Here is a 19,476-nt window from a genome sequence, read left to right on the forward strand (position 1 = left end):
AGTGGACGCGGACAGGAGATCAGGCGGCCGGGGGCGGCCGCAGTAAGTCGATGAATGCGGACGTGCCGCCACTCACACAGGGATACAGATGGGGAAAGGGTTGCCAGTCCAGCGGCAAGGTGGCGAGGGGGACCGGCAGGGTCTGGTCTTCCAGGTCGGCTTGCACCTTCCAGGGATCAAGGCTGGCATCGGCCTGGTCTCCGGTTGTCTGCACGGTCGCCAACGAATCCGCGTCGGCATCAGCATCAGCGTCGGCGCGTTCCACCGCGGAATCCGAACCATGGCTTGCCGCATCAAAGACGCTCACGATTGCTTCGTCTGCGGTCGTCAAAGGCTCAAGCGTCCCCGCAAACAATTGCAGGGGAAACAGGAATGCCAGCAACAAAAAGCAGAATCGGCGCATGAGCAAGGCAATAGGGACCGCAGGGATAACGTTAAAACCGCTGAAAAAATCGGGAGGACAAGGGCCGCATTATACGCAAAAGCTGCCGGCCAAGTTACCCACAGAAAATGTGGCCAACCCTGTTAATAACTTGTTTATGACCACGCGCAAGCCGCATGGGTTCAAGCTTTCGACGATTGAGTGAAACTTGCTCAGGAAGCCCTGCGGGCGCAGTTTGGGCTCTGTTCCTGGCCCGATAACGGTAGCGTAAAACAAAAACGCGCGTCTGAAACGCGTGCTTTGTTTTTTTACAGTTTCAGCGTCAGCACTTCGCCGAACGCAATCGCATGTGCATTGACTGCGGCATGCTCGGCCATCTTGGTGACCGCCAGACCAAGTGCACGCGCCTGCAACAGACGGATCGTGCCGGCATGGCAGACCACGATGGCCTGGCTCTGGCCGCGCTGTTGCAAGTCGCTGCAGAAGGCGTCAACGCGCTGCGCCACGTTGAGGACATTCTCGCCGCCGCCGGGTCGATAGCCGACCACGTCGCTGGCCCAGGCATCGATTTCCGCACGCGGCAAATCATCCCAGGCGCGCTGTTCCCAAATGCCGAAATGCATTTCCATCAGGCGCGGATCGTAGCGCACCGGACCGGCATTGAGTGCGAGCGCCAGCGGCTCGGCCAGGAATACGCAGCGTTGCAATGGACTTGAGTACACCGGCACATGCGGCGGCAGCGCAGGTTTGACCTGCCCGAGCACCTTGGCGCATTCTTCTTCGGTCACGGCCAGATCGCTGCTGCCGTAGCAAAGGCCTTTGTCGATAACCGGCTGGGGGTGGCGAATGAGATGCAGCAACATGGTCGACCTTTCTGTTTATGAATGGGAAGCCGGCGACACTGACATTGACACTGACGCTGCGGCCAGCAGGCCCAGGTAGATCGCGACTTCGCTGAATTGTTGGACGGCGCCGAGACAGTCGCCGGTATAGCCGCCGATGCGGCGCTGAAATTTTCGCGCAAGGAACCAGGTTGCGGCGCCGCCGAGCAACATGGCCAACAGGAGCGCCTGCAGCGCCAACCATCCCGCCGCGACGCACACGACGAGCGGCAATGCTGCGGTAACGACGGCGACGGCAAATTCGCCATTGCTCATGCTTTGCGCCAGCGGCTTGACCTTACCCTCTTCACGTACATACGGCATGCGCCAGATCAGCGCCGCGGCAAAACAACGCGACAAGGGATGGGCAATCAGCAAGGCCGGTATCACCTGCAGCGCCGGCAACGACGTGAGGCCGGCGAGCTTGGTCGCCAACAGCAGCACGATGCCGATCACGCCGTACGCGCCGACGCGCGAGTCGCGCATGATCTCAAGCACGCGCGAAGGCTGCATGCCGCCGCCGAAACCATCGCAGACGTCGGCAAAGCCGTCTTCATGGAAAGCGCCGGTCAGATAGATCCCGGCGGCGGTCGACAGCAACACTGCCACCACTTGCGGCAACCACAGCGCCGCCAGCCAGTACACGACGGCGCATGCCAGTGAAACAATGATCCCGACCGCGGGAAAATAACGTGCCGCGTGTTGTAGCCAGGCGGCGTCGAAACCGATCCAGCCCGGCGCCGGCAGGCGCGTGAAAAATTGCAGCGCGGTGAAGAACAGCTGCAGCTGATAGCGCAGGCCGCCTGATGGCGTAGGCGTGGGCGCGACGGCCATGTCAGGCGCTCTTCTCACTGACTTGCGCCGATGAAAACGTCGCCATCTGCGCCAGGAAATTGACCGCTGCATGCAGCAATGGCAAGGCCAGCGCGCTGCCGGTGCCTTCGCCCAGACGCAGATCAAGCTGCATCAAGGGGCGCGCGTCGAGATGCTGCAGCATGCGGCGGTGGCCGTGCTCATCCGAGCAATGCGAGAACAGGCAATAGTCGAGGATATTCGGCTGCAATTTTGCCGCTACCAGCAAGGCCGAGGTCACGATGAAGCCATCGATCAACAGCACCATGCGGCGCTCTGCGGCCTTGAGCATGGCGCCGGCGATCATGGCGATTTCAAAGCCGCCGAAGGTGCGCAGTATTTCCAACGGCGCGTCCGCATCGGCGTGCAGCGCAACCGCTTGCTCGATGACCTGCTGCTTGTGAAGGATGCCGTCGTTGCCCAGGCCGGTGCCGGCGCCGACACATTCCGCAGCGGCTATGCCGGTGATCTTGTGCATGATGGCTGCGGCCGCAGTAGTGTTGCCGATACCCATTTCACCGAAGCCGATGACGTCGACCGGCATTGCCGCCACCAAGTCCATGCCGTGCTGCAACGCTTGCTCGCATTGCGCCGCGCTCATGGCAGGCTCTTGCGCGAAGTTGCGCGTGCCAGGTCCGAGCTTGCGCGAAACCAGTCCTTCGCGCTCGCCAAACTCATGATTCACGCCGGCGTCGACGATATGCAGCGCGCAATCGTTCTGGCGCGCGAATACATTGATCGCCGCCCCCTGCTGCAGGAAATTCTCCACCATCTGCCAGGTCACGCTTTGCGGATAGGCCGAGATGTTTTCCGCCACCACGCCGTGGTCGGCCGCGAACACCATGACCGCGGTGCGGTCGATGCGCGGCATGGGCGATTGCTGGATCAGGCCAATCCGGTGCGCAACAAATTCCAGCACGCCAAGGCTGCCCCGCGGTTTGGTCTTGTTGTCGATCGCGGCTTGCAAGGCCGAAGCCAGCGCAGCGTCGTGCGTGGAAGCTAATTGTGGAATGCGCATAGCAGGATCACGATGCCGTGACCGGAAAATGGGAACTGGTTTGAAAGGACGTCAGTATAAGAGATAGCGGCGTCTTGCGAACAAATGTGCCGCCATGAACTCCCGATCTTTACATTCGATGCGCGTATCCGATATCACCGTGGAACGACGGAAGATATCAATGTGTCAACATTCATTGCAAACGGATTGCGGGAGGAACGGAAAAAATGCCGTTTCTCGCCGGCATGCGGGAAAAACGGCATTTCGCTTTTTGCTTTCCGCTTGCGGCTGCCTCGTTCAAGGCGCCGCTATCAACAAGTTATTTACCCAGTGCTTTGATGAGGGCGGCAGTCAGGTCTTCGATGACGAACTTCGCCACATAGCCGTCAGCGCCGATGTTCTTGACGTGTTCTTCATTGGCCGAGCCCGACAGCGATGAGTGAATCACTACAGGAATTGCTTTCAGACCGTCGTCGCGCTTGATGTTGCGGGTGAGTGTGAAGCCATCCATCTCCGGCATCTCGAGATCGGTCAACACCATTGCCACGCGATCGGTAATGGGCACGCCCTGAGACTTGGTTTCCTTGTAGATGTCCTGCAGCTTTTCCCAGGCTTCCTTGCCGGTCTTGCACATCACGAACGGCAGGCCGAGCGCCTTCAGACCGCTTTCGACCAACGAACGGGCGACTTTGGAATCGTCTGCCGCGAGGATGATCGAACCGGGCTTGAGCTGGATATGTTCCAGGCCCGTCATTTCCATGTCGCGCTCGGTCGGCATGATTTCGTGCAGGATCTGTTCAACGTCGAGCACCTGCGCCAGACGGCTGCTGCTGAGGTCGTCGTCGAGACGGGCGATGCTGGTGACGAAGTTGCCGCCGGCCTTGGATTCGGCCGACAGGACCTGGCTCCATTCCAGCCGCACAATTTCATCGACCGATTCCACCGCAAACGCTTGCGTACTGCGCGCGTATTCGGTGACCAGCAGGATGTTAAGGCCACTATTGGGCACACAGCCGATCACGGCCGGCAAATCGATCACGGAGATGATCTGGCCGCGGATGTTGACCATGCCGAGCAGCGGCGAACGCGTGCCGGCGGCCTTGGTGATCTCCTGCATCGGGACGATTTCGCGAATCTTGAATACATTGATGCCGAACAGCTCGGAACGCACGCCGTATGGGTCCGTGCCCAGACGGAACAGCAGCAGTTCGAATTTGTTGGAGCTGGTGAGGTTAGTCCTCTCGTCGATCTCTTTTTGAAATGCATCCATTGCCTGTCCCCCCGTTTGTTATGAACCGCCCTCGCCGATCGATACGTCAATGTAGAGTGTAATTGCATAAAAGACAATTACATCCAAAGAAATACGACATAAATCTGACAATACGGGGGGAGACTACCTGCGCAACGGAGGTGCAACGCCGCGTGCGCGGGGCCGCAAGCGGATGACATGTGCAACCGGGACAAAAGCGAACCAAAGGCCAGTCGCGGGCAAGCTGCCCGATTTATTGACGCCGGGCATGCAGTACAGCTGGAACATCGTTCGGAAAATTGTGAATTCGTTTACCGATCACTGAACATCTTCCTGTAGGCCATCGGGGACAACGAATAGCGCTTCTGGAACTGCTGGCGAAAGGTCGATGTTGAGGAAAAACCGATCAAGCGCGCGATCTCTTCAATGGAAATCACCGTGTTTTCCAGGTAGTCGACGGCTTTGGCCAAGCGCTCAAGCACCAGCCATCTGACAGGCGTCGTTCCCATCGCCGACGTGAACCGTCGCAGGAATGTGCGCCTGCTCATGTTCACGAACCTTGCCATCTCTTCGATCGAGTAGGTCTTGGCAAGATGCGCCCGCATTTCATCGAGCAAGCTCCCCAGCTTGCCTGCCTCGTGCAACTCCGGCACGGCGTGCTCAATGAACTGCGCTTGCCCGCCGTCGCGATGAGGGGTCACGATCATTCGCCGCGCGACGACGTTGGCAGCCTTTGTTCCAAAGTCTCTGCGGATAAGGTGCAGGCAAAGATCGATGCCTCCCGCCCCACCTGTGGAACTCAATATGTCGCCGTCGTCGACATACAGTACATCCGGTTGAACGATGACATCGGGATAGTGTTGTGCCAGGTGAAGTGCCTGCTTCCAATGCAAAGTCACTTTACGCCCGTGGAGCAAGCCTGCCGCCGCCATCACCGCCACGCCGGAGCAGATCGACATGATGCGGGCGCCCTTTTTGTGCGCGACTTGCAACGCCTCGCTAAGATGTTGTGGCACAGGCGCATCCAGACCTCTCCAGCCAGGTATGACGATGGTTCCTGCCTGCTTGATGAGTTCGCAGTCCCCATCAGCCAGAAAGCGGATGCCTGCCGTCCCCCGCAGCGGCCCCTCGTCTACTGCCGCGACTGCAAACCGATACCAGTTGGCGCCCATCTCCGGGCGATCAAGGCCAAAGACCTCTACCGCGATGGCAAACTCGAATGTACATAAACCATTGTAGGCAACAACGACCACCAGGGGATTGGCGAGCTTGGGGAGACTCAACTGCTCCGGCACGAACTTGGCGAATTTTGGCATCAACCAGACTTTTCTATTTTCATACAGTTAGAGACAATCTTTCATAATAACGACAACGAACACAATTGCATACAGGTTGGGAACTCTATTGGCGGCAGAAAATAATCAAACGCTAGTTAGAGGAAGGGAATGAATGTCTTGTTCGTTTTTCTGCTTCGCGAATACTAAAAATTTTCATCGTTCGGCATCATAGCTTCCTCGCGAAGGCCATCTCGCCGTGATGTCCATCCAGACTCAAGCCAAGGATGGATTTTCCGTTTCCCTACAGGCGATCGAAAACCCCGGAAGCTCAACAATCCAATAGCAAACTTACCGTAAGCACGTCGTTAATCTGCTTCAGATCTGCCTTTCACCCCTGACGCAACTGGAAGCGAGGTGAATTGCAATGCAGAATCCGTGTCAATTTTTACGACCAGTAATGAGAGGAATAGCCATTGAGGATAAGGGACGGATTCGCATATGGGCTGCGAGTGTTAATAAAAAATATCAAAAATGCGAAAGGTTTCTAGCCCATGTTTACGATTTATGACTGCATCGTGTTCAAGCACGATCTGCGGCTCGTCGTCCTTGCCGCCGTCATTTGCACCATCGCTTCCTTCACGGCAATCAATCTCCTGCACCATGTCAGCCGATCAAGCGGATTCGTGCGCAGAGTCTGGCTCTGTGTGGCGGGCATCGCCACCGGCTTTGGCATCTGGGCGACGCATTTCATCGCCATGCTGGCCTACTCGCCTGGCATCCAAAGCGGCTACAACATCGCCCTGACTCTGCTCTCGTTGATCGCAGCCATCGTGTTGACGATAGCGAGTTTTGCAGCGGCCTCCTCCCCCAACCTGAAGTACGGACGCTGGCTTGGCGGCGCTCTGGCAGGCGGGGGCATTGCCGTGATGCATTACACGGGCATGGCGGCATTTGAAATCGCCGGCCGGATTCTCTGGAATATGCCGCTGGTGGCGGCCTCCGTCATCCTGGGCGCAAGCTTCGGCGCAATATCGCTGCCCGTCGGACTACGCGCGAAAACCTATACGTCGATCTCGATGGGAGCGCTGTTGTTGACGCTCGCCATCTGCAGTCATCACTTCACGGCCATGGCTGCCGCGGTGCTGGTGCTCGATCCCGGCGTCTCGGTATCGCCCAACGCCATTCCGACCTCTTGGCTGGCGATCATGGTGACGATCGCCAGCTTCACCATTTTTTTGCTGACCTTCGCCGGCTTCGCACTCGACATCCGGGAGCGGCGCCAGGCCCAATTGGCAATCGATCGTCTCAACAGTCTCGCAAACGCCGCTTTCGAAGGTCTGCTGGTATGCGAAGACAACGTGATCACGACGGCCAATATCAGCCTTGCCAATTTGGCCGGCTGCAGCGTGGATCAACTGGTTGGCGCCAATCTGATGTCGATTCTTCCCGACCCCGGGGCGGCGCGGAACTGCCTGGGCAGTAATTCCAGCATTGCTTTCGAAACCATGCTGCAGCCTGTTGTCGGCGCGCCCTTCGCAGTGGAGGCGTTCTCCCGGCCTGTCATCTATGGAAACAGGCAGAAAATAGTCGTGGCTATTCGCGATCTGAGGGATCGCAAAAAGGCGGAAAAGGATATTTATTTCCTGGCTCACCATGACACATTGACGGGTCTTTCCAACCGCAATGCTTTCAACCAGAGATTGCAGCAATTGCTCGAAGAGCATGCTCCCGGCGGGCAGCACGAGGATAAGTGCATGGCGGTGTTGTGCCTGGACCTGGACAGGTTCAAGGAGGTCAATGACCTGTTTGGCCACGCCGCCGGCGACAAACTGCTCCAGACCGTGGCATATACGGCCAAGCTGGTGCTGCGCCAGGGGCAAATGATGGCCCGCCTCGGCGGCGATGAATTCGCCATCATCGCGCCGGGCCTTGGCGACCCGAAGCAAGCGGGTCGGATCGCGCAGGAGCTCATCAATGCATTCAAGGCCGAGAATCAACGCGTTTCGACGTCGAGCGCGATGATATCGGCCAGCATCGGTATTGCCGTGTTTCCAAATGATGCGGGAGACGACACGTCGTTGATGAGCTGCGCCGACACGGCGCTTTATCGCGCTAAATCGGACGGACGCGGCGTCTATCGATTCTTTGAAGAGGCGATGGGCGAACAGGTCCGGGATCGCCGCAAGATTGAGCACGACTTGCGGTTTGCCATCACCCGGAATGAACTCTCCCTTGTCTATCAGCCACTGGCGCAAATCATCGGTCGTGAAGTGCTCGGTTTCGAGGCGCTGCTGCGCTGGCAGCATCCCGAGCGGGGCAACGTCCCGCCCGGCGTTTTTATCCCCATCGCCGAGGAATGCAATCTCATTTTGCACATCGGCGAATGGGTTTTGCGCGAAGCATGCCAGCAAGCAGCGACCTGGAACAACCCGTTGAGCCTGTCGGTCAACGTCTCCGCGGCGCAACTGCATAGCCCGGGATTTGTGCAATCCGTTGGGGATATCCTGGCCCAGACCGGCTTGCATGCAAACCGCCTTGAGCTGGAAATCACGGAAACGGCCTTGATCCGCGACCCCGGCAGGGCTCTGACCATGTTACGCCAGCTCAAGGAGCTGGGCGTCCGCATCGCCATGGATGATTTCGGAACCGGTTATTCCTCGCTGTCCAATTTGCGCGCCTTCCCGTTTGACAAGATCAAGATCGATCAATCGTTCATCAAGTCCGTCAACGTCAACAAGCAAGCCGCCGCCATCGTGCGCGCGGTACTCGGCCTGGGGCGCGGCCTGGAACTGCCGGTCATCGCGGAAGGCGTCGAAACCGAAGAAGAGCTTGCATTCCTGCGCGCGGAATCCTGCCAGGAGGCCCAGGGCTACCTGTTGGGCCCGCCGCAATCCATTGGCGTTTTCAGGCACCTCACGCACCTCGCCGAAGCCCCGAGCCCGTGCCTGCCCCCTTCCCTGCCAGCGGCTGGGGCCATGCCCACACCACTGCCGGGAGCATAGACGAATTGAGACAGATAACGATCAATCACAACGCTGACAAGGCAAGAACGGACGAACAATGCACGATATGAGTTCCTTTTTCATGGCGTCTTCTCATCATGGATCGCTGGTGCACGGATCCTATGACGGCGCCCTGGTCCTGCTGTCGTTGTTCGTGTCGATTTTCTCGTCGACGATGGCGCTGCAGTCCGCACAGATCGCGCGCCGAACCAAGAATCGCCTGTATCGGCACACGGCGATCGCCACCGGCGCGGTCGCTCTGGGCGGCGGTATCTGGACCATGCATTTCATCGGCATGCTGGCGTTCGAATTGCCCACGCACGTCCATTATGAAACACGCGTGACGCTGTTCTCGCTGATACCGGCCTGTGCCGCCTCGTGGTTCGCGCTGCATCGGCTGGTCCAGCACAACATCAGCAAGCTGCAGCTCGTCACCAGCGGCACCATCGTTGGCGCCGGCATAGGCGCCATGCACTACACCGGCATGGCCGCCATGCAAACACCGCTGCAAATGCGCTACGAGCCCGTGACGTTTGCCGTATCCATCGTCGTCGCCGTGACGTTGGCGACGCTGGCCCTGTGGATACGCTACGGCGTGCAGCAAACCAGCCTGAACCGCATACAACGGTTTTACGTGAGCGGCATCGTGATGGGCCTGGCGATCGCGGGCATGCACTACACGGGCATGGCGGCCGTGCGCTTCATCGGCGAACCCGGCATCGCCGGCAATGGCCTGCTGCTCAGCACCGCGTTCGCATCGCTGGGACTGTCTTCCTTCACCATTACCGTGACGGTGATGGTCGCGGCGCTCAATGGACTGATCCGTTCGCGCGAACTGTACCAGGAGGTCGACGAACACCGGTCGCGCTTGAAGGCCACCCTCGAGACGACGGTCGACGGCATCATCACCATCGACAGCAAGGGGCTGATCCAGGCCTTCAACCCAGCGGCCGAGCGACTCTTCGGCTGGCGCGCCGACGAAGTCATAGGACGCAACATCACTGTGCTGATGCCGGAGCCTGACCGATCCGGCCATGACGGCTACCTGAAGAAACACGTCACATCGGGCCAGCCTGATATTGCCGGCACCAGCCGCGAAGTCATGGGACTGCGCCGAAGCGGCGAGCACATACCGCTGCGCCTGGCAGTCGGACAGGTGCTGCTCTCGGACGAAATGCTGTTTGTCGGCTTCGTCACCGATATCAGCGAGCGCCATGCGCTGGAAGCGTCGCTGCGCGAGACGGCCGAGCGCGCCAACCATGCGGCTGCGGCGAAGAGCAGTTTCCTGGCGAACATGAGCCATGAAATCCGCACGCCGATGAATTCCATCATCGGCTTCACCGAACTGCTGCTGCAGTCCGACCTGACGCCTGCACAACGCGATCATCTGAACACGGTCCGGCAATCGTCGCGCTCGTTGCTCCGCTTGATCAACGACATCCTGGATACGACCAAAATGGAGAAAGGGCATCTGGACCTGGAGGAGACCGTGTTTTCCCTCCGGGCCATGTCCATGCAAGTCGAGTCCTCCTTGCGATTGAGCGCACATGCCAAGAACCTGACCCTGACCACGCACTACGGCGCCGATACGCCCGACTATTTCCGGGGCGATCCATTGCGGCTGCTGCAGATCCTGACCAACCTTATCGGTAACGCGATCAAATTCACCGAACAGGGAGGCGTCGATGTCTTATTCGGGCTCGAGAACGAGATGATTCACGTGCAGGTTCGGGACACTGGCATCGGGATGACGCAACAACAGGCCGAGTCCATCTTTTCTCCTTTTACGCAAGCCGATGCCTCCATCAGCCGCCGGTTCGGAGGTACGGGCCTGGGTACGACGATCGCGCGACAGCTCGCTGAACTCATGGGCGGCCGCATTGAGGTCGTCAGCGAACCCGGACGCGGCAGCACCTTTCATGTATGGCTTTCGCTACCGCAGGCCAATGCACCCGAAAACACCCATCCGGCAAAGGCCAACTGCCGCGCTCTGCCGGCACTTCGTATCCTGGCCGCCGACGACGTTGCCCAGAACCTGGAACTGCTGTCATTGGTGCTGGAAAGCCAAGGGCACTCCGTCACATTGGCCCGGGACGGCGCCGAAGCGGTGCAAAAATTCAAGGAAGGGTCTTTCGACGTCGCCCTGATGGACGTCCACATGCCCGTTATCGACGGACTCCAAGCCACGCAACTAATACGCCAGCATGAACGCACGCTGGGACTTCGCCGCATGCCGGTGATTGCCTTGACCGCCAGCGTCATGACGGAAGACCGCCGTGCCGCCCTGCAGGCCGGGATGGACGGCTTTGCCATCAAGCCCCTGGACGTGCCGCGCTTGTTCGAGGAAATCGCCATCGTGCTAGACATACCGGAGCAGGCCGAAGCGCCGGCGAGAGAGTTCCCCGCCACTCCTCTTGCCTCGCCTGTCGTCGACTGGAATCGCGGGGCAACCCTGTGGGGAAATGAAGGACGCCTGATGCTCTCGCTGCAGCAGCTGCTGGAGACGGCAGCCGAAAGATATCCCTTGCTGGCGGCCGAGGCCGAGGATATCGACTGGGAAGCGTCCCTGCTCAGCCTTCACAGCTTGCGGGGCGTAGCCGGCAACCTGGCATTGCCCGTCGTCAGCAAGCTCGCCGGCGACATGGAAGCAAAAATGAAATCCGCGCAGCATGCGGAGGCCCGGGCGCTGCTGCCGCAATTGCGCGACAGTATCGAGGCGGTACGACACGAGGTGTCCAAGCGCTACGCTGCCGAGGTCCCGACGCCGGCATCTTCGCCCGAGGACCTGCTCGTGTCGCTGCATGCTCTGCGCAAGGCGCTTGCCCGCAATGAATTGGCTGACGACATGCTGGACCGCGCATGCAGCGGACTGGAAAACAGACAACAGCGCGCACAGGCGCAATCCTTGCGCTCCGCTACGGAATCTTTTGAGTTCCGGCAGGCCCACGCGCTGGTGGAAAAACTCATCGCCGAGCACGGCAATCCGAATGAAAAAAAGTGAGCAGAAAAATGCAAAGAAACAAAGACGACTTGAACGATTCTCGTCAGACCCTCCTGCTGGTCGACGATGAACCCACCAACCTGCACGTGCTGCGCCATACGCTGCAAAGCGACTACCGCCTCCTCTTTGCAAAAAGCGGGCAGGCGGCGCTCGATCTGGCCCGTTCGGATCCTCCCGACCTGATTTTGCTCGACGTCATGATGCCCGCCATGTCGGGCTATGAAGTCTGCGCGACACTGAAACAAGAGTCGTCGATGGCGGAAATTCCCGTCATCTTCGTGACGGCCCTGGCCGACGCAGAAAATGAGCAGCAAGGATTGGAACTGGGAGCGGTTGACTACATCACCAAACCTTTTAGCCCGCACATCGTCCAGGCCCGCGTGCGCACGCATTTGTCCCTGGTCCGCGCTCAGGAGTTGCAGGAGACGCGCCTGAAAATCGTCCAGTGTCTTGGCGCGGCCGCCGAATACAAGGACAACGAAACCGGGCTGCACGTGATTCGCATGAGCAACTACGCAAAGATTATCGCGATTGCCGCCGGTTACAGCAGCCGCGAAGCGAATGATCTCTTGCATGCAGCGCCCATGCACGACGTAGGGAAAATTGGCATCCCCGACGCCATCCTGTGCAAACCGGGAGCGCTGACGGCCGACGAATGGCGAGTGATGCAACAGCATTCCGAGATCGGCGCAAAGATTATCGGCAATCACACCTCCAGAATGCTGCGGATGGCTGCATCCATCGCGTTGAGTCATCACGAAAAATGGGATGGCAGCGGCTACCCCAACAGACTGGCAAGAGACGACATACCCCATGCAGCGCGCATCGTCGCGATCGCCGATGTATTCGACGCCCTGACCAGCGTGCGCCCCTACAAGAATGCCTGGTCTCCTGAGGACGCCGCTGCCCATATCCGTAGCGAAAGCGGCAAGCATTTCGACCCTGAACTAGTGGAGATTTTTATGGAGTGCCTGCCTCAGATATTGGAGGTGCGAGCGCAATGGATGGACGAGGATGTCATCCACCGTGGCTAGCTGGCGCTCGGCAGGCGATGCCCTTCGCAAGCGCATGAGCTTCATCGTGCGGGGACACTGCCTGGGCAGGACAACAAGGAAAATTGCCGGAAATACATGTTTTTCCTGGCGGATCAGCAGCCGGGCAACACCCCGGAATGGGGTGGGAGCCGCCTCCGTCCCCCGGGTCTTGATGGGACCTCGAAAACGCTGGCCACGAAAGGATTCCGGTAGCTTGGGGAAATGAAAAAAGGAGCCGAAGCTCCTTTTTTCAGGGACTGGCAGGCGCCCAGGGGACGCCTGCAGACATAATGTGGAGCGGGAGAAGAGGCTCGAACTCTCGACCTATACCTTGGCAAGGTATCGCTCTACCAACTGAGCTACTCCCGCATGGAGTGTTTGGAGGCGGGGGTCGGGATCGAACCGGCGTAAACGGCTTTGCAGGCCGCTGCATAACCACTTTGCTACCCCGCCAGGGGACACTGAAACTGCTGTCAATTGCGATGTATTTTCAACCGGCTTCCGAAGAAGTTTTCCAGCTGACGACAAACTCTCACAATGAAAAAAGGAAGCGTTTTGCGCTTCCTTTAGTAATTCTGGAGCGGGAGAAGAGGCTCGAACTCTCGACCTATACCTTGGCAAGGTATCGCTCTACCAACTGAGCTACTCCCGCATCAACAACAGAACGCTATTATAGAGCTTCCATAGGAGAAGTCAAGCGCCACTTTTACTTTCCTGCACTTTTTTAATGAGCGGCCAGGCCTTGCGCAGGTAGTACAGCATCGACCATACCGTCAACACTGCGGCGATCAGCAATAGCCAATGGCCCCAAGCGCGCGTGTCGATTATGCCGAACAGATCGGAGTAGAACAGCAGCATCGGAATGGCGATCATCTGCGCCGTGGTCTTGATTTTTCCGAGCGAACTGACGGCCACCGATTTGGAGGCCCCGAGCTGCGCCATCCATTCACGCAACGCCGAGATGGCGATCTCGCGGCCGATGATGATGAAGGCCGTGATCGGATGTACACGGTCCAGATGCACCAGCACCAGCAGCGCGCCGGTGACCATGAGCTTGTCGGCAACCGGATCGAGGAAGGCGCCGAACGCCGAGGTCTGGTTCCAGCGCCGGGCCAGGAAACCGTCGAACCAATCGGTGGCGGCGGCCACGACGAATATCGCCGTCGACGCCACGCCCTGTTCGAAGCGCGAGAGGCCGAGCTCCGGCACATAAAACACGCCGACCACCAGCGGAATCAGGGCGACACGCAACCAGGTGAGCAAAATGGGGAAGTTGAATGGCATACGTTTATTTGTTGTCGTCGACGGGTACGCGGATTGAAATTTACCGAGATAGTATCAGAGCCGCCTCTTAAAACTTGTTATGGGTGGAAAAGCTGCTCCCGCCTCGCACTTGCAGGCGAAGCAAAAGAAATCAATAGCTCAATGCAGCTGGCGATAGATTTCTTCGGCCAGCGTGTGTGAAATCCCCTCCACCGAGGCCAGTTCATCGATGCTGGCGTCGGCAACGCCGCGCAAGCCGCCGAAGCGCGCCAGCAGCTTTTGCCGGCGCTTGGCGCCGATCCCTTCGATCTCTTCGAGCCGTGAAGTCTGCCGCGCCTTGGCGCGTTTGGCGCGCATGCCGGTGATGGCGAAGCGGTGTGCTTCGTCGCGGATCTGGGCGATCAGCATCAGCGCCGCTGATTCCTTGCCGAGCTCTTGCGGCGCGCGGCCGTCGACAAAGACCAGCGTCTCGAGGCCGACCTTGCGCCCTTCCCCTTTGGCCACGCCGACGATGAGGCTGATGTCGAGACCAAGTTCGGTGAAGACCTGGCGCGCGATTTCGACCTGGCCCTTGCCGCCGTCGATCAGCACGATGTCGGGCATGGCGCCGTCGCCGTTGGCGACTTTTTCATAGCGGCGCGTGAGCACCTGGCGCATCGCGGCGTAGTCGTCGCCGGGGGTGATGTCGTTGATGTTGTAGCGGCGATATTCGCCGTTCTGCATCGCGTGATGATGGAACACCACGCACGAGGCCTGGGTCGCTTCGCCTTGCGTGTGGCTGATGTCGAAACACTCCACGCGCAGGGCTTCAATGTCTTCCACCTCGGTGCCGAGCGCCTCGACCAGCGCGCGCGTGCGCGCCTGTTGCGAACCCTGTTCGGACAACAAGCGCGCCAGCGCGATTTCGCCGCCCTTGTGCGCCATCTCCAGCCACTGGCGACGCTGGCCCTGCGGCTGCAGCGTGAGCGTGATGCGATGGCCGCATTGCTCCATCAGCGCCAGCATCAGGGCCGGATCGTCGAACTCGGTATTGACGATCAGGTTGCCGGGGATGAATTTCTCGATGTAATGCTGGGCGATGAAGGCCTTCAGCACTTCGGCTTCGATCGACTCTTCGCCGTCGGGAATCGCGCCGTCGACATGCGTCGGGAAATAGGCCCGGTCGCCCAGATGGCGGCCGCCGCGCACCATGGCCAGGTTCACGCAGGCGCGACCGCCCTGCACGATCACGGCGATGATGTCGATGTCGGCGTCGCCGCCGGTTTCCATGGTCTGCTGATGCAGGACGCTGGAGAGCGAGGTGATCTGGTTGCGCACCGCCGCGGCCTGCTCGAACTTGAGTTCGCCGGCGTAGGCGTGCATTTTTTTCTCCAGCGCGTCGAGTACTTCGCTCTGGCGTCCGCGCAAGAATTTGGAGGCGTTCTCGACGTCGAGCGCGTAATCTTCGGTGCTGATCAGCTTCACGCACGGGCCGCTGCAGCGATGGATCTGGTGCAGCAGGCAAGGACGCGTGCGGTTGGCGTAGACCGTGTCTTCACAGGTGCGCAGCAGGAACACCTTCTGCAGGATCTGGATAGATTCCTTGACCGCCCAGGCATTCGGGAACGGACCGAAGTACTGATTCTTCTTGTCCACCGCGCCGCGGTAATAGGCCATGCGCGGATAGGCGTGGCCGGTGATCTTCAGGTACGGATAAGACTTGTCGTCGCGGAACAGGATGTTGAAGCGCGGCCGCAACGTCTTGATCAGGTTGTTTTCCAGCAGCAGCGCTTCGGCTTCGCTGCGGGTGACCGTGGTCTCGAGCCGCGCGATGCGCTCCACCATCATGGCGATGCGCGGGCTGCTCAGCGTCTTCTGGAAATAGCTCGACACGCGCTTCTTGAGGTCGCGCGCCTTGCCGACGTACAGCACGTTGTCTTCCGCATCGAAATAGCGATATACGCCGGGCAGGTGCGGCAGTTTGGCGACCGTCTCGAGGACGATCTCGCGCGGATCAACTGGCGAAGGAGACGGGATGTCAGACATGCTGGCGAAATCAGGAAAAAATCACGCGAGCGACTGCAGCAGCTTTTTCGCCGCGAGGAAGCGCCCATCCTGTTGCAGCTCATCCCATTCCGGCGCCGCGCCTTGCGGCACCAGCGCAGCGATACGCGCAGCCGAAGCCGGCGATACCTTGGTCCGCAAGCCGCTCAGCAGCTGATCCGCCTTGTCCGGCGAATTGCACATCAGCACCATGTCGCAGCCCGCCCGCAGCGCGGCATTTGCACCGTCGAGCGCACCGCCGGCGACGCTGGCGCCGTGCATGCTGAGGTCGTCGCTGAAGATCACTCCCTGGAAACCGAGATCCTTGCGCAGGATGCCCAGCCACTTCTTCGAAAAACCGGCCGGGTGCTTGTCCACCTTCGGATAGATCACGTGCGCCGGCATCACGGCGGTCAGGCTCATGCCGAGCCAGTCGTAAGGCGCGGCGTCGTCGCCGAGGATGTCCTTGAGCGGGCGCTCGTCAACCGGCAAGTCGACATGCGAATCGGCCGTGACATAACCGTGGCCGGGGAAATGCTTGCCGCAATTGGCCATGCCGGCCAGCGCCAGGCCGTGGTTGAGGCTCTTGGCCAACAACGTCACCACGCGCGGATCGCGATGGAAGGAGCGCGTGCCGATCACGGACGAGCCGCCGAAGTCGAGATCGAGCACCGGCGTGAACGACAGGTCGACGCCGCAGGCGCGCAATTCCGACGCCAGCACGTAGCCGGCCGCGGTCGTTACCTTGGTCGCCTGCAGCACGTCGCGGTCCCACAGTTCGCCCAGCGTGCGCATGGCCGGCAGATGGGTGAAGCCATCGGTCCTGAACCGCTGCACGCGGCCGCCTTCGTGGTCGACGGCAATCAGCACGCCGGGACGCGCGGCATGGATGCCTTGCGTCAGCGTCACCAGTTGTTGGCGGTTTTCATAGTTGCGCGCGAACAGGATCACACCGCCCGTCAGCGGATGTTGAATGCGGCGTATGTCTTCCGCCGTGAGCGTGGTGCCGACCACGTCGAGCATGACGGGACCGGGCGGTTGGCGTGATTGAGGTGATTGAAGTGATTGTTGCACTTGACCTGCTGCCTTCATGTTTTCTCCGCGATGACGAATGCGACCGCATAGTCCACCTCGTCGGTGATCGAGACTTGCGCGGTCAGTCCCTTTTCTTCCATCCAGGCCTTGAGCTGGCCGCTGCACACCACGACCGGCTTGCCGCTCGGTGCGTTGAGCGTCTGCATCGATCGCCAGGTCATCGGCATGCGCATGCCCAGGCCGATGGCCTTGGAAAACGCCTCCTTGGCGGCGAAGCGCGTGGCGAGGAAACTGATGCCGCGCGCTTCGACCTTGGCCTTGCGGCTCAGGTACTTGATCATTTCTTCCGGGCCGAGGATCTTTTCAGCGAAGCGGTCGCCGCGCCGCGCAAGCGTCGCCTTGAGGCGCGAAATCTGCAGGATGTCGGTACCGATGCCGTAGATCATGATCAGGCTTTTCCGGTTGCATCAAGACGTGCTCTGAGCATGATCGCCTTCATGTCGCTGACCGCCTTGTGCCAGCCGACGAACACGGCTTGCGCGACGATGGCGTGGCCGATATTGAGTTCGGCGATATCGGGAATTGCGGCGATGGCTTGCACGTTGGTGTAATGCAGCCCGTGACCGGCGTTGACCTTGAGGCCGCGACGGATGCCTTCAAGCACGCCGGCGCGTACGCGTTCCAGCTCCTTCGCCATTTCAGCCTGGTCATGCGCCTCGGCGTAGCGGCCGGTATGCAATTCGATCACCGGGGCGCCGGTTTCGGCGGCGGCCTTGATCTGCTCGTCGTCGGGATCGATGAACAGGCTGACGCGGATGCCTTCGGCCTGCAGCTGTTTCACTGCGGCTTGCACCTGGGCGAAATGGGTGACCACGTCGAGCCCGCCTTCGGTGGTGATTTCGGTGCGCTTCTCCGGCACCAGGCAGGAATCCTGCGGCTTGATGCGGCAGGAAAAATCGATCATCTCGCTGGTCACCGCCGCCTCCAGATTCATGCGCGTGCGCAGCAGCGGACGGATCGCCTCGACATCGGCGTCACGGATGTGGCGGCGGTCTTCGCGCAGATGCAGCGTGATCGCGTCGGCGCCGGCTTCTTCGGCCTGCAAAGCAGCCTGGATCGGATCCGGATAAGTGGTGCCGCGCGCATTGCGCAAGGTGGCGACGTGGTCGATATTGATGCCCAGCTCGATGGCGGGGCCGACGGGATTCAGGAAGCTCATGGAATTATCGCGATGTGCTGGGGGTGGATGGGGTGGTAGATGGCGCGTGCGTCGCTTTGGCGTCGTTGCTGACGCGGGTATCGATGGCGGCGCCCCGCTGCCAGCGCCCGTTGAACACCAGCAGCGCCAGGCCGCCGGCGATCAGGCCCCAGAAGGCGGTGCCGATGCCGAACAGCGACACGCCGGAGGCGGTCACGAGGAATGTGATGAGCGCCGCTTCGCGCTGCTTTTCATTGGCCATGGCCACGGTCAGGCCGTTGGCGATGGTGCCGAACAGGGCCAGCCCGGCGATCGCCATGATCAGCGCCTTGGGAAAGGCGGCAAACAAGGCCACCACCGTGGCGCCGGACACACCGGCAATCAGGTAGAACACGCCGGCGGCAACGCTTGCCATGTAACGCCGGGAAGGGTCCTCATGCGCTTCCTTGCCCATGCAAATGGCGGCGGTAATCGCAGCCAGGCAGATCGAGAAACAGCCGAACGGCGCCAACACCAACGTGGTCAGGCCGGTCCACGTCATCAGCGGCGACACCGGCGTGTTGTAGCCGGAGGCGCGCATGATGGCCACGCCGGGCGCATTTTGCGATGCCATGGTCACCACGAACAAGGGAATGCCGACACCCAGCAGGCTGGTCAGCGTGAACTCCGGCATGACGAATTCGGGTGTGGCGAGCGCCAGGTGGAAGCTGTCGAATTTCAACAAGCCTTGCGCACCGGCGAAGGCGGTGCCGAGCGCCAGCACCAGGATGATGGCATAGCGCGGCAACCAACGCTTGCCGAACAGGTAGGCGGCGAACATCAGCAGCACCAGGCCGAACTCGAGTTTCATGGCCACGAACACGTCCATGCCGAAACGCGCGAGGATGCCGGCCAGCATGGCGGCGGCGATGGAAATGGGAATGCGGTTCATCGCCCGCGCAAACAATCCGGTCACGCCGCAGATCGTCACCAGCGCAGCGGAAAACATGAACACTCCGATGGCCTGCGGCATGCTCAGGCCGGCCAGCCCGGTGATCAGCAACGCGGCGCCGGGCGTCGACCAGGCGGTGACGACCGGGGTGCGGTAATACAGCGACAGGCCGATGCAGGTCACGCCCATGCCCACGCCGAGCGCGAAGATCCACGAACTGATCTGGCCGGGTGTGGCGCCGGCGGCGGCGGCGGCCTGGAAGATGATGGCGGCGGAACTGGTGAAACCGATCAGCACGGCGACAAAACCCGCCGCCGCGCCAGACCAGGAAAAGTCTTTGAACACGTGGATT

16 protein-coding genes and 3 tRNA genes are annotated in these 19,476 nt (G+C 60.2%); 4 read left to right on the forward strand and 15 right to left on the reverse strand.

The genetic code is table 11. The features are described from left to right. Positions 1–19 precede the first annotated feature (19 nt). Complete coding sequence (locus DXT88_RS16815; RefSeq protein ID WP_265215141.1) at positions 20–403, reverse strand: hypothetical protein; 384 nt, start codon at positions 401–403, stop codon at positions 20–22. Here DXT88_RS16815 and DXT88_RS16820 point away from each other — a divergent pair. Further along, on the forward strand, positions 402–587 hold the full coding sequence (locus DXT88_RS16820; RefSeq protein WP_265215142.1) for a hypothetical protein: 186 nt from the start codon (positions 402–404) through the stop codon (positions 585–587). The two genes, DXT88_RS16815 and DXT88_RS16820, sit on opposite strands and share 2 nt — an antisense overlap. Positions 588–690: 103 nt before the next feature. On the opposite strand, the gene DXT88_RS16825 is transcribed toward DXT88_RS16820, so the two are convergent. The 5 genes from DXT88_RS16825 to ftrA form a co-directional block, all read right to left on the reverse strand. Beyond that, positions 691–1,245: a histidine phosphatase family protein gene (locus tag DXT88_RS16825; protein WP_265215143.1), complete on the reverse strand. Its 555-nt coding sequence runs from the start codon at positions 1,243–1,245 to the stop codon at positions 691–693. Between the two features lie 15 nt (positions 1,246–1,260). After that, a complete protein-coding gene (locus DXT88_RS16830; protein ID WP_265215144.1) occupies positions 1,261–2,097 on the reverse strand; it encodes an adenosylcobinamide-GDP ribazoletransferase in 837 nt (278 codons plus the stop codon). A 1-nt stretch (position 2,098) separates the two neighbouring features. Then, positions 2,099–3,133 carry a nicotinate-nucleotide--dimethylbenzimidazole phosphoribosyltransferase gene (gene cobT, locus DXT88_RS16835; protein WP_265215145.1) on the reverse strand — a complete coding sequence of 345 codons (1,035 nt, stop codon included), beginning with the start codon at positions 3,131–3,133 and terminating at the stop codon, positions 2,099–2,101. 298 nt (positions 3,134–3,431) lie between these two features. Then, the gene (locus DXT88_RS16840) at positions 3,432–4,382 is read right to left on the reverse strand and encodes a chemotaxis protein (RefSeq protein WP_016833564.1); all 951 of its coding nucleotides are present in this window, start codon (positions 4,380–4,382) and stop codon (positions 3,432–3,434) included. Positions 4,383–4,672: 290 nt separating this feature from the next. Continuing rightward, entirely contained in the window at positions 4,673–5,677 is a 1,005-nt protein-coding gene (gene ftrA / locus DXT88_RS16845) for a transcriptional regulator FtrA (RefSeq protein ID WP_016833563.1), read from the reverse strand. A 512-nt stretch (positions 5,678–6,189) separates the two neighbouring features. Here ftrA and DXT88_RS16850 point away from each other — a divergent pair. The 3 genes from DXT88_RS16850 to DXT88_RS16860 are packed head-to-tail and all read left to right on the forward strand — an operon-like array spanning position 6,190 to position 12,675. Continuing rightward, positions 6,190–8,640: a bifunctional diguanylate cyclase/phosphodiesterase gene (locus DXT88_RS16850; protein WP_265215148.1), complete on the forward strand. Its 2,451-nt coding sequence runs from the start codon at positions 6,190–6,192 to the stop codon at positions 8,638–8,640. Between the two features lie 58 nt (positions 8,641–8,698). Next, positions 8,699–11,641, forward strand: a complete 2,943-nt coding sequence (locus tag DXT88_RS16855; protein WP_265215150.1) for an MHYT domain-containing protein — start codon at positions 8,699–8,701, stop codon at positions 11,639–11,641. A gap of 8 nt (positions 11,642–11,649) precedes the next feature. Then, on the forward strand, positions 11,650–12,675 hold the full coding sequence (locus DXT88_RS16860; RefSeq protein ID WP_265215152.1) for a response regulator: 1,026 nt from the start codon (positions 11,650–11,652) through the stop codon (positions 12,673–12,675). Positions 12,676–12,968: 293 nt separating this feature from the next. Here DXT88_RS16860 and DXT88_RS16865 read toward each other — a convergent pair. From DXT88_RS16865 to DXT88_RS16905, 9 genes are all read right to left on the reverse strand, one after another. Beyond that, positions 12,969–13,044: transfer RNA gene (locus DXT88_RS16865), tRNA-Gly, on the reverse strand. 10 nt (positions 13,045–13,054) lie between these two features. Beyond that, positions 13,055–13,128, reverse strand: a tRNA-Cys gene (locus DXT88_RS16870). 123 nt (positions 13,129–13,251) lie between these two features. Then, positions 13,252–13,327, reverse strand: a tRNA-Gly gene (locus tag DXT88_RS16875). A 41-nt stretch (positions 13,328–13,368) separates the two neighbouring features. Further along, the gene (pgsA, locus tag DXT88_RS16880) at positions 13,369–13,959 is read right to left on the reverse strand and encodes a CDP-diacylglycerol--glycerol-3-phosphate 3-phosphatidyltransferase (RefSeq protein WP_016833560.1); all 591 of its coding nucleotides are present in this window, start codon (positions 13,957–13,959) and stop codon (positions 13,369–13,371) included. A gap of 138 nt (positions 13,960–14,097) precedes the next feature. Beyond that, positions 14,098–15,963, reverse strand: coding sequence for an excinuclease ABC subunit UvrC (gene uvrC, locus DXT88_RS16885; protein ID WP_016833559.1), 1,866 nt, complete (start codon positions 15,961–15,963; stop codon positions 14,098–14,100). Between the two features lie 21 nt (positions 15,964–15,984). Further along, positions 15,985–17,052, reverse strand: a complete 1,068-nt coding sequence (gene nagZ, locus DXT88_RS16890; protein ID WP_265215156.1) for a beta-N-acetylhexosaminidase — start codon at positions 17,050–17,052, stop codon at positions 15,985–15,987. Beyond that, on the reverse strand, positions 17,049–17,441 hold the full coding sequence (acpS, locus tag DXT88_RS16895; RefSeq protein ID WP_265215158.1) for a holo-ACP synthase: 393 nt from the start codon (positions 17,439–17,441) through the stop codon (positions 17,049–17,051). Before acpS ends, nagZ begins: the two co-directional genes overlap by 4 nt. A 2-nt stretch (positions 17,442–17,443) precedes the next feature. Then, positions 17,444–18,214, reverse strand: a complete 771-nt coding sequence (gene pdxJ / locus DXT88_RS16900; RefSeq protein ID WP_016833556.1) for a pyridoxine 5'-phosphate synthase — start codon at positions 18,212–18,214, stop codon at positions 17,444–17,446. A gap of 4 nt (positions 18,215–18,218) precedes the next feature. Continuing rightward, positions 18,219–19,469: a benzoate/H(+) symporter BenE family transporter gene (locus DXT88_RS16905; RefSeq protein ID WP_265215160.1), complete on the reverse strand. Its 1,251-nt coding sequence runs from the start codon at positions 19,467–19,469 to the stop codon at positions 18,219–18,221. Between the last annotated feature and the right edge of the window lie 7 nt (positions 19,470–19,476).

Origin of the sequence: Herbaspirillum lusitanum (assembly GCF_026127345.1) — a bacterium.
GTDB lineage: Bacteria > Pseudomonadota > Gammaproteobacteria > Burkholderiales > Burkholderiaceae_D > Herbaspirillum > Herbaspirillum lusitanum.

Bases quoted from the DNA above. Each gene is read 5' to 3' on its own strand.
- acpS (WP_265215158.1), bottom strand. From the start codon at position 17,441: ATGATCTACGGCATCGGTACCGACATCCTGCAGATTTCGCGCCTCAAG.
- nagZ (WP_265215156.1), bottom strand. From the start codon at position 17,052: ATGAAGGCAGCAGGTCAAGTGCAACAATCACTTCAATCACCTCAATCA.
- DXT88_RS16820 (WP_265215142.1), top strand. From the start codon at position 402: ATGAGCAAGGCAATAGGGACCGCAGGGATAACGTTAAAACCGCTGAAA.
- pdxJ (WP_016833556.1), bottom strand. From the start codon at position 18,214: ATGAGCTTCCTGAATCCCGTCGGCCCCGCCATCGAGCTGGGCATCAAT.
- DXT88_RS16840 (WP_016833564.1), bottom strand. From the start codon at position 4,382: ATGGATGCATTTCAAAAAGAGATCGACGAGAGGACTAACCTCACCAGC.
- DXT88_RS16825 (WP_265215143.1), bottom strand. From the start codon at position 1,245: ATGTTGCTGCATCTCATTCGCCACCCCCAGCCGGTTATCGACAAAGGC.
- cobT (WP_265215145.1), bottom strand. From the start codon at position 3,133: ATGCGCATTCCACAATTAGCTTCCACGCACGACGCTGCGCTGGCTTCG.
- ftrA (WP_016833563.1), bottom strand. From the start codon at position 5,677: ATGCCAAAATTCGCCAAGTTCGTGCCGGAGCAGTTGAGTCTCCCCAAG.
- DXT88_RS16860 (WP_265215152.1), top strand. From the start codon at position 11,650: ATGCAAAGAAACAAAGACGACTTGAACGATTCTCGTCAGACCCTCCTG.
- pgsA (WP_016833560.1), bottom strand. From the start codon at position 13,959: ATGCCATTCAACTTCCCCATTTTGCTCACCTGGTTGCGTGTCGCCCTG.
- DXT88_RS16830 (WP_265215144.1), bottom strand. From the start codon at position 2,097: ATGGCCGTCGCGCCCACGCCTACGCCATCAGGCGGCCTGCGCTATCAG.
- DXT88_RS16850 (WP_265215148.1), top strand. From the start codon at position 6,190: ATGTTTACGATTTATGACTGCATCGTGTTCAAGCACGATCTGCGGCTC.
- DXT88_RS16815 (WP_265215141.1), bottom strand. From the start codon at position 403: ATGCGCCGATTCTGCTTTTTGTTGCTGGCATTCCTGTTTCCCCTGCAA.
- uvrC (WP_016833559.1), bottom strand. From the start codon at position 15,963: ATGTCTGACATCCCGTCTCCTTCGCCAGTTGATCCGCGCGAGATCGTC.
- DXT88_RS16855 (WP_265215150.1), top strand. From the start codon at position 8,699: ATGCACGATATGAGTTCCTTTTTCATGGCGTCTTCTCATCATGGATCG.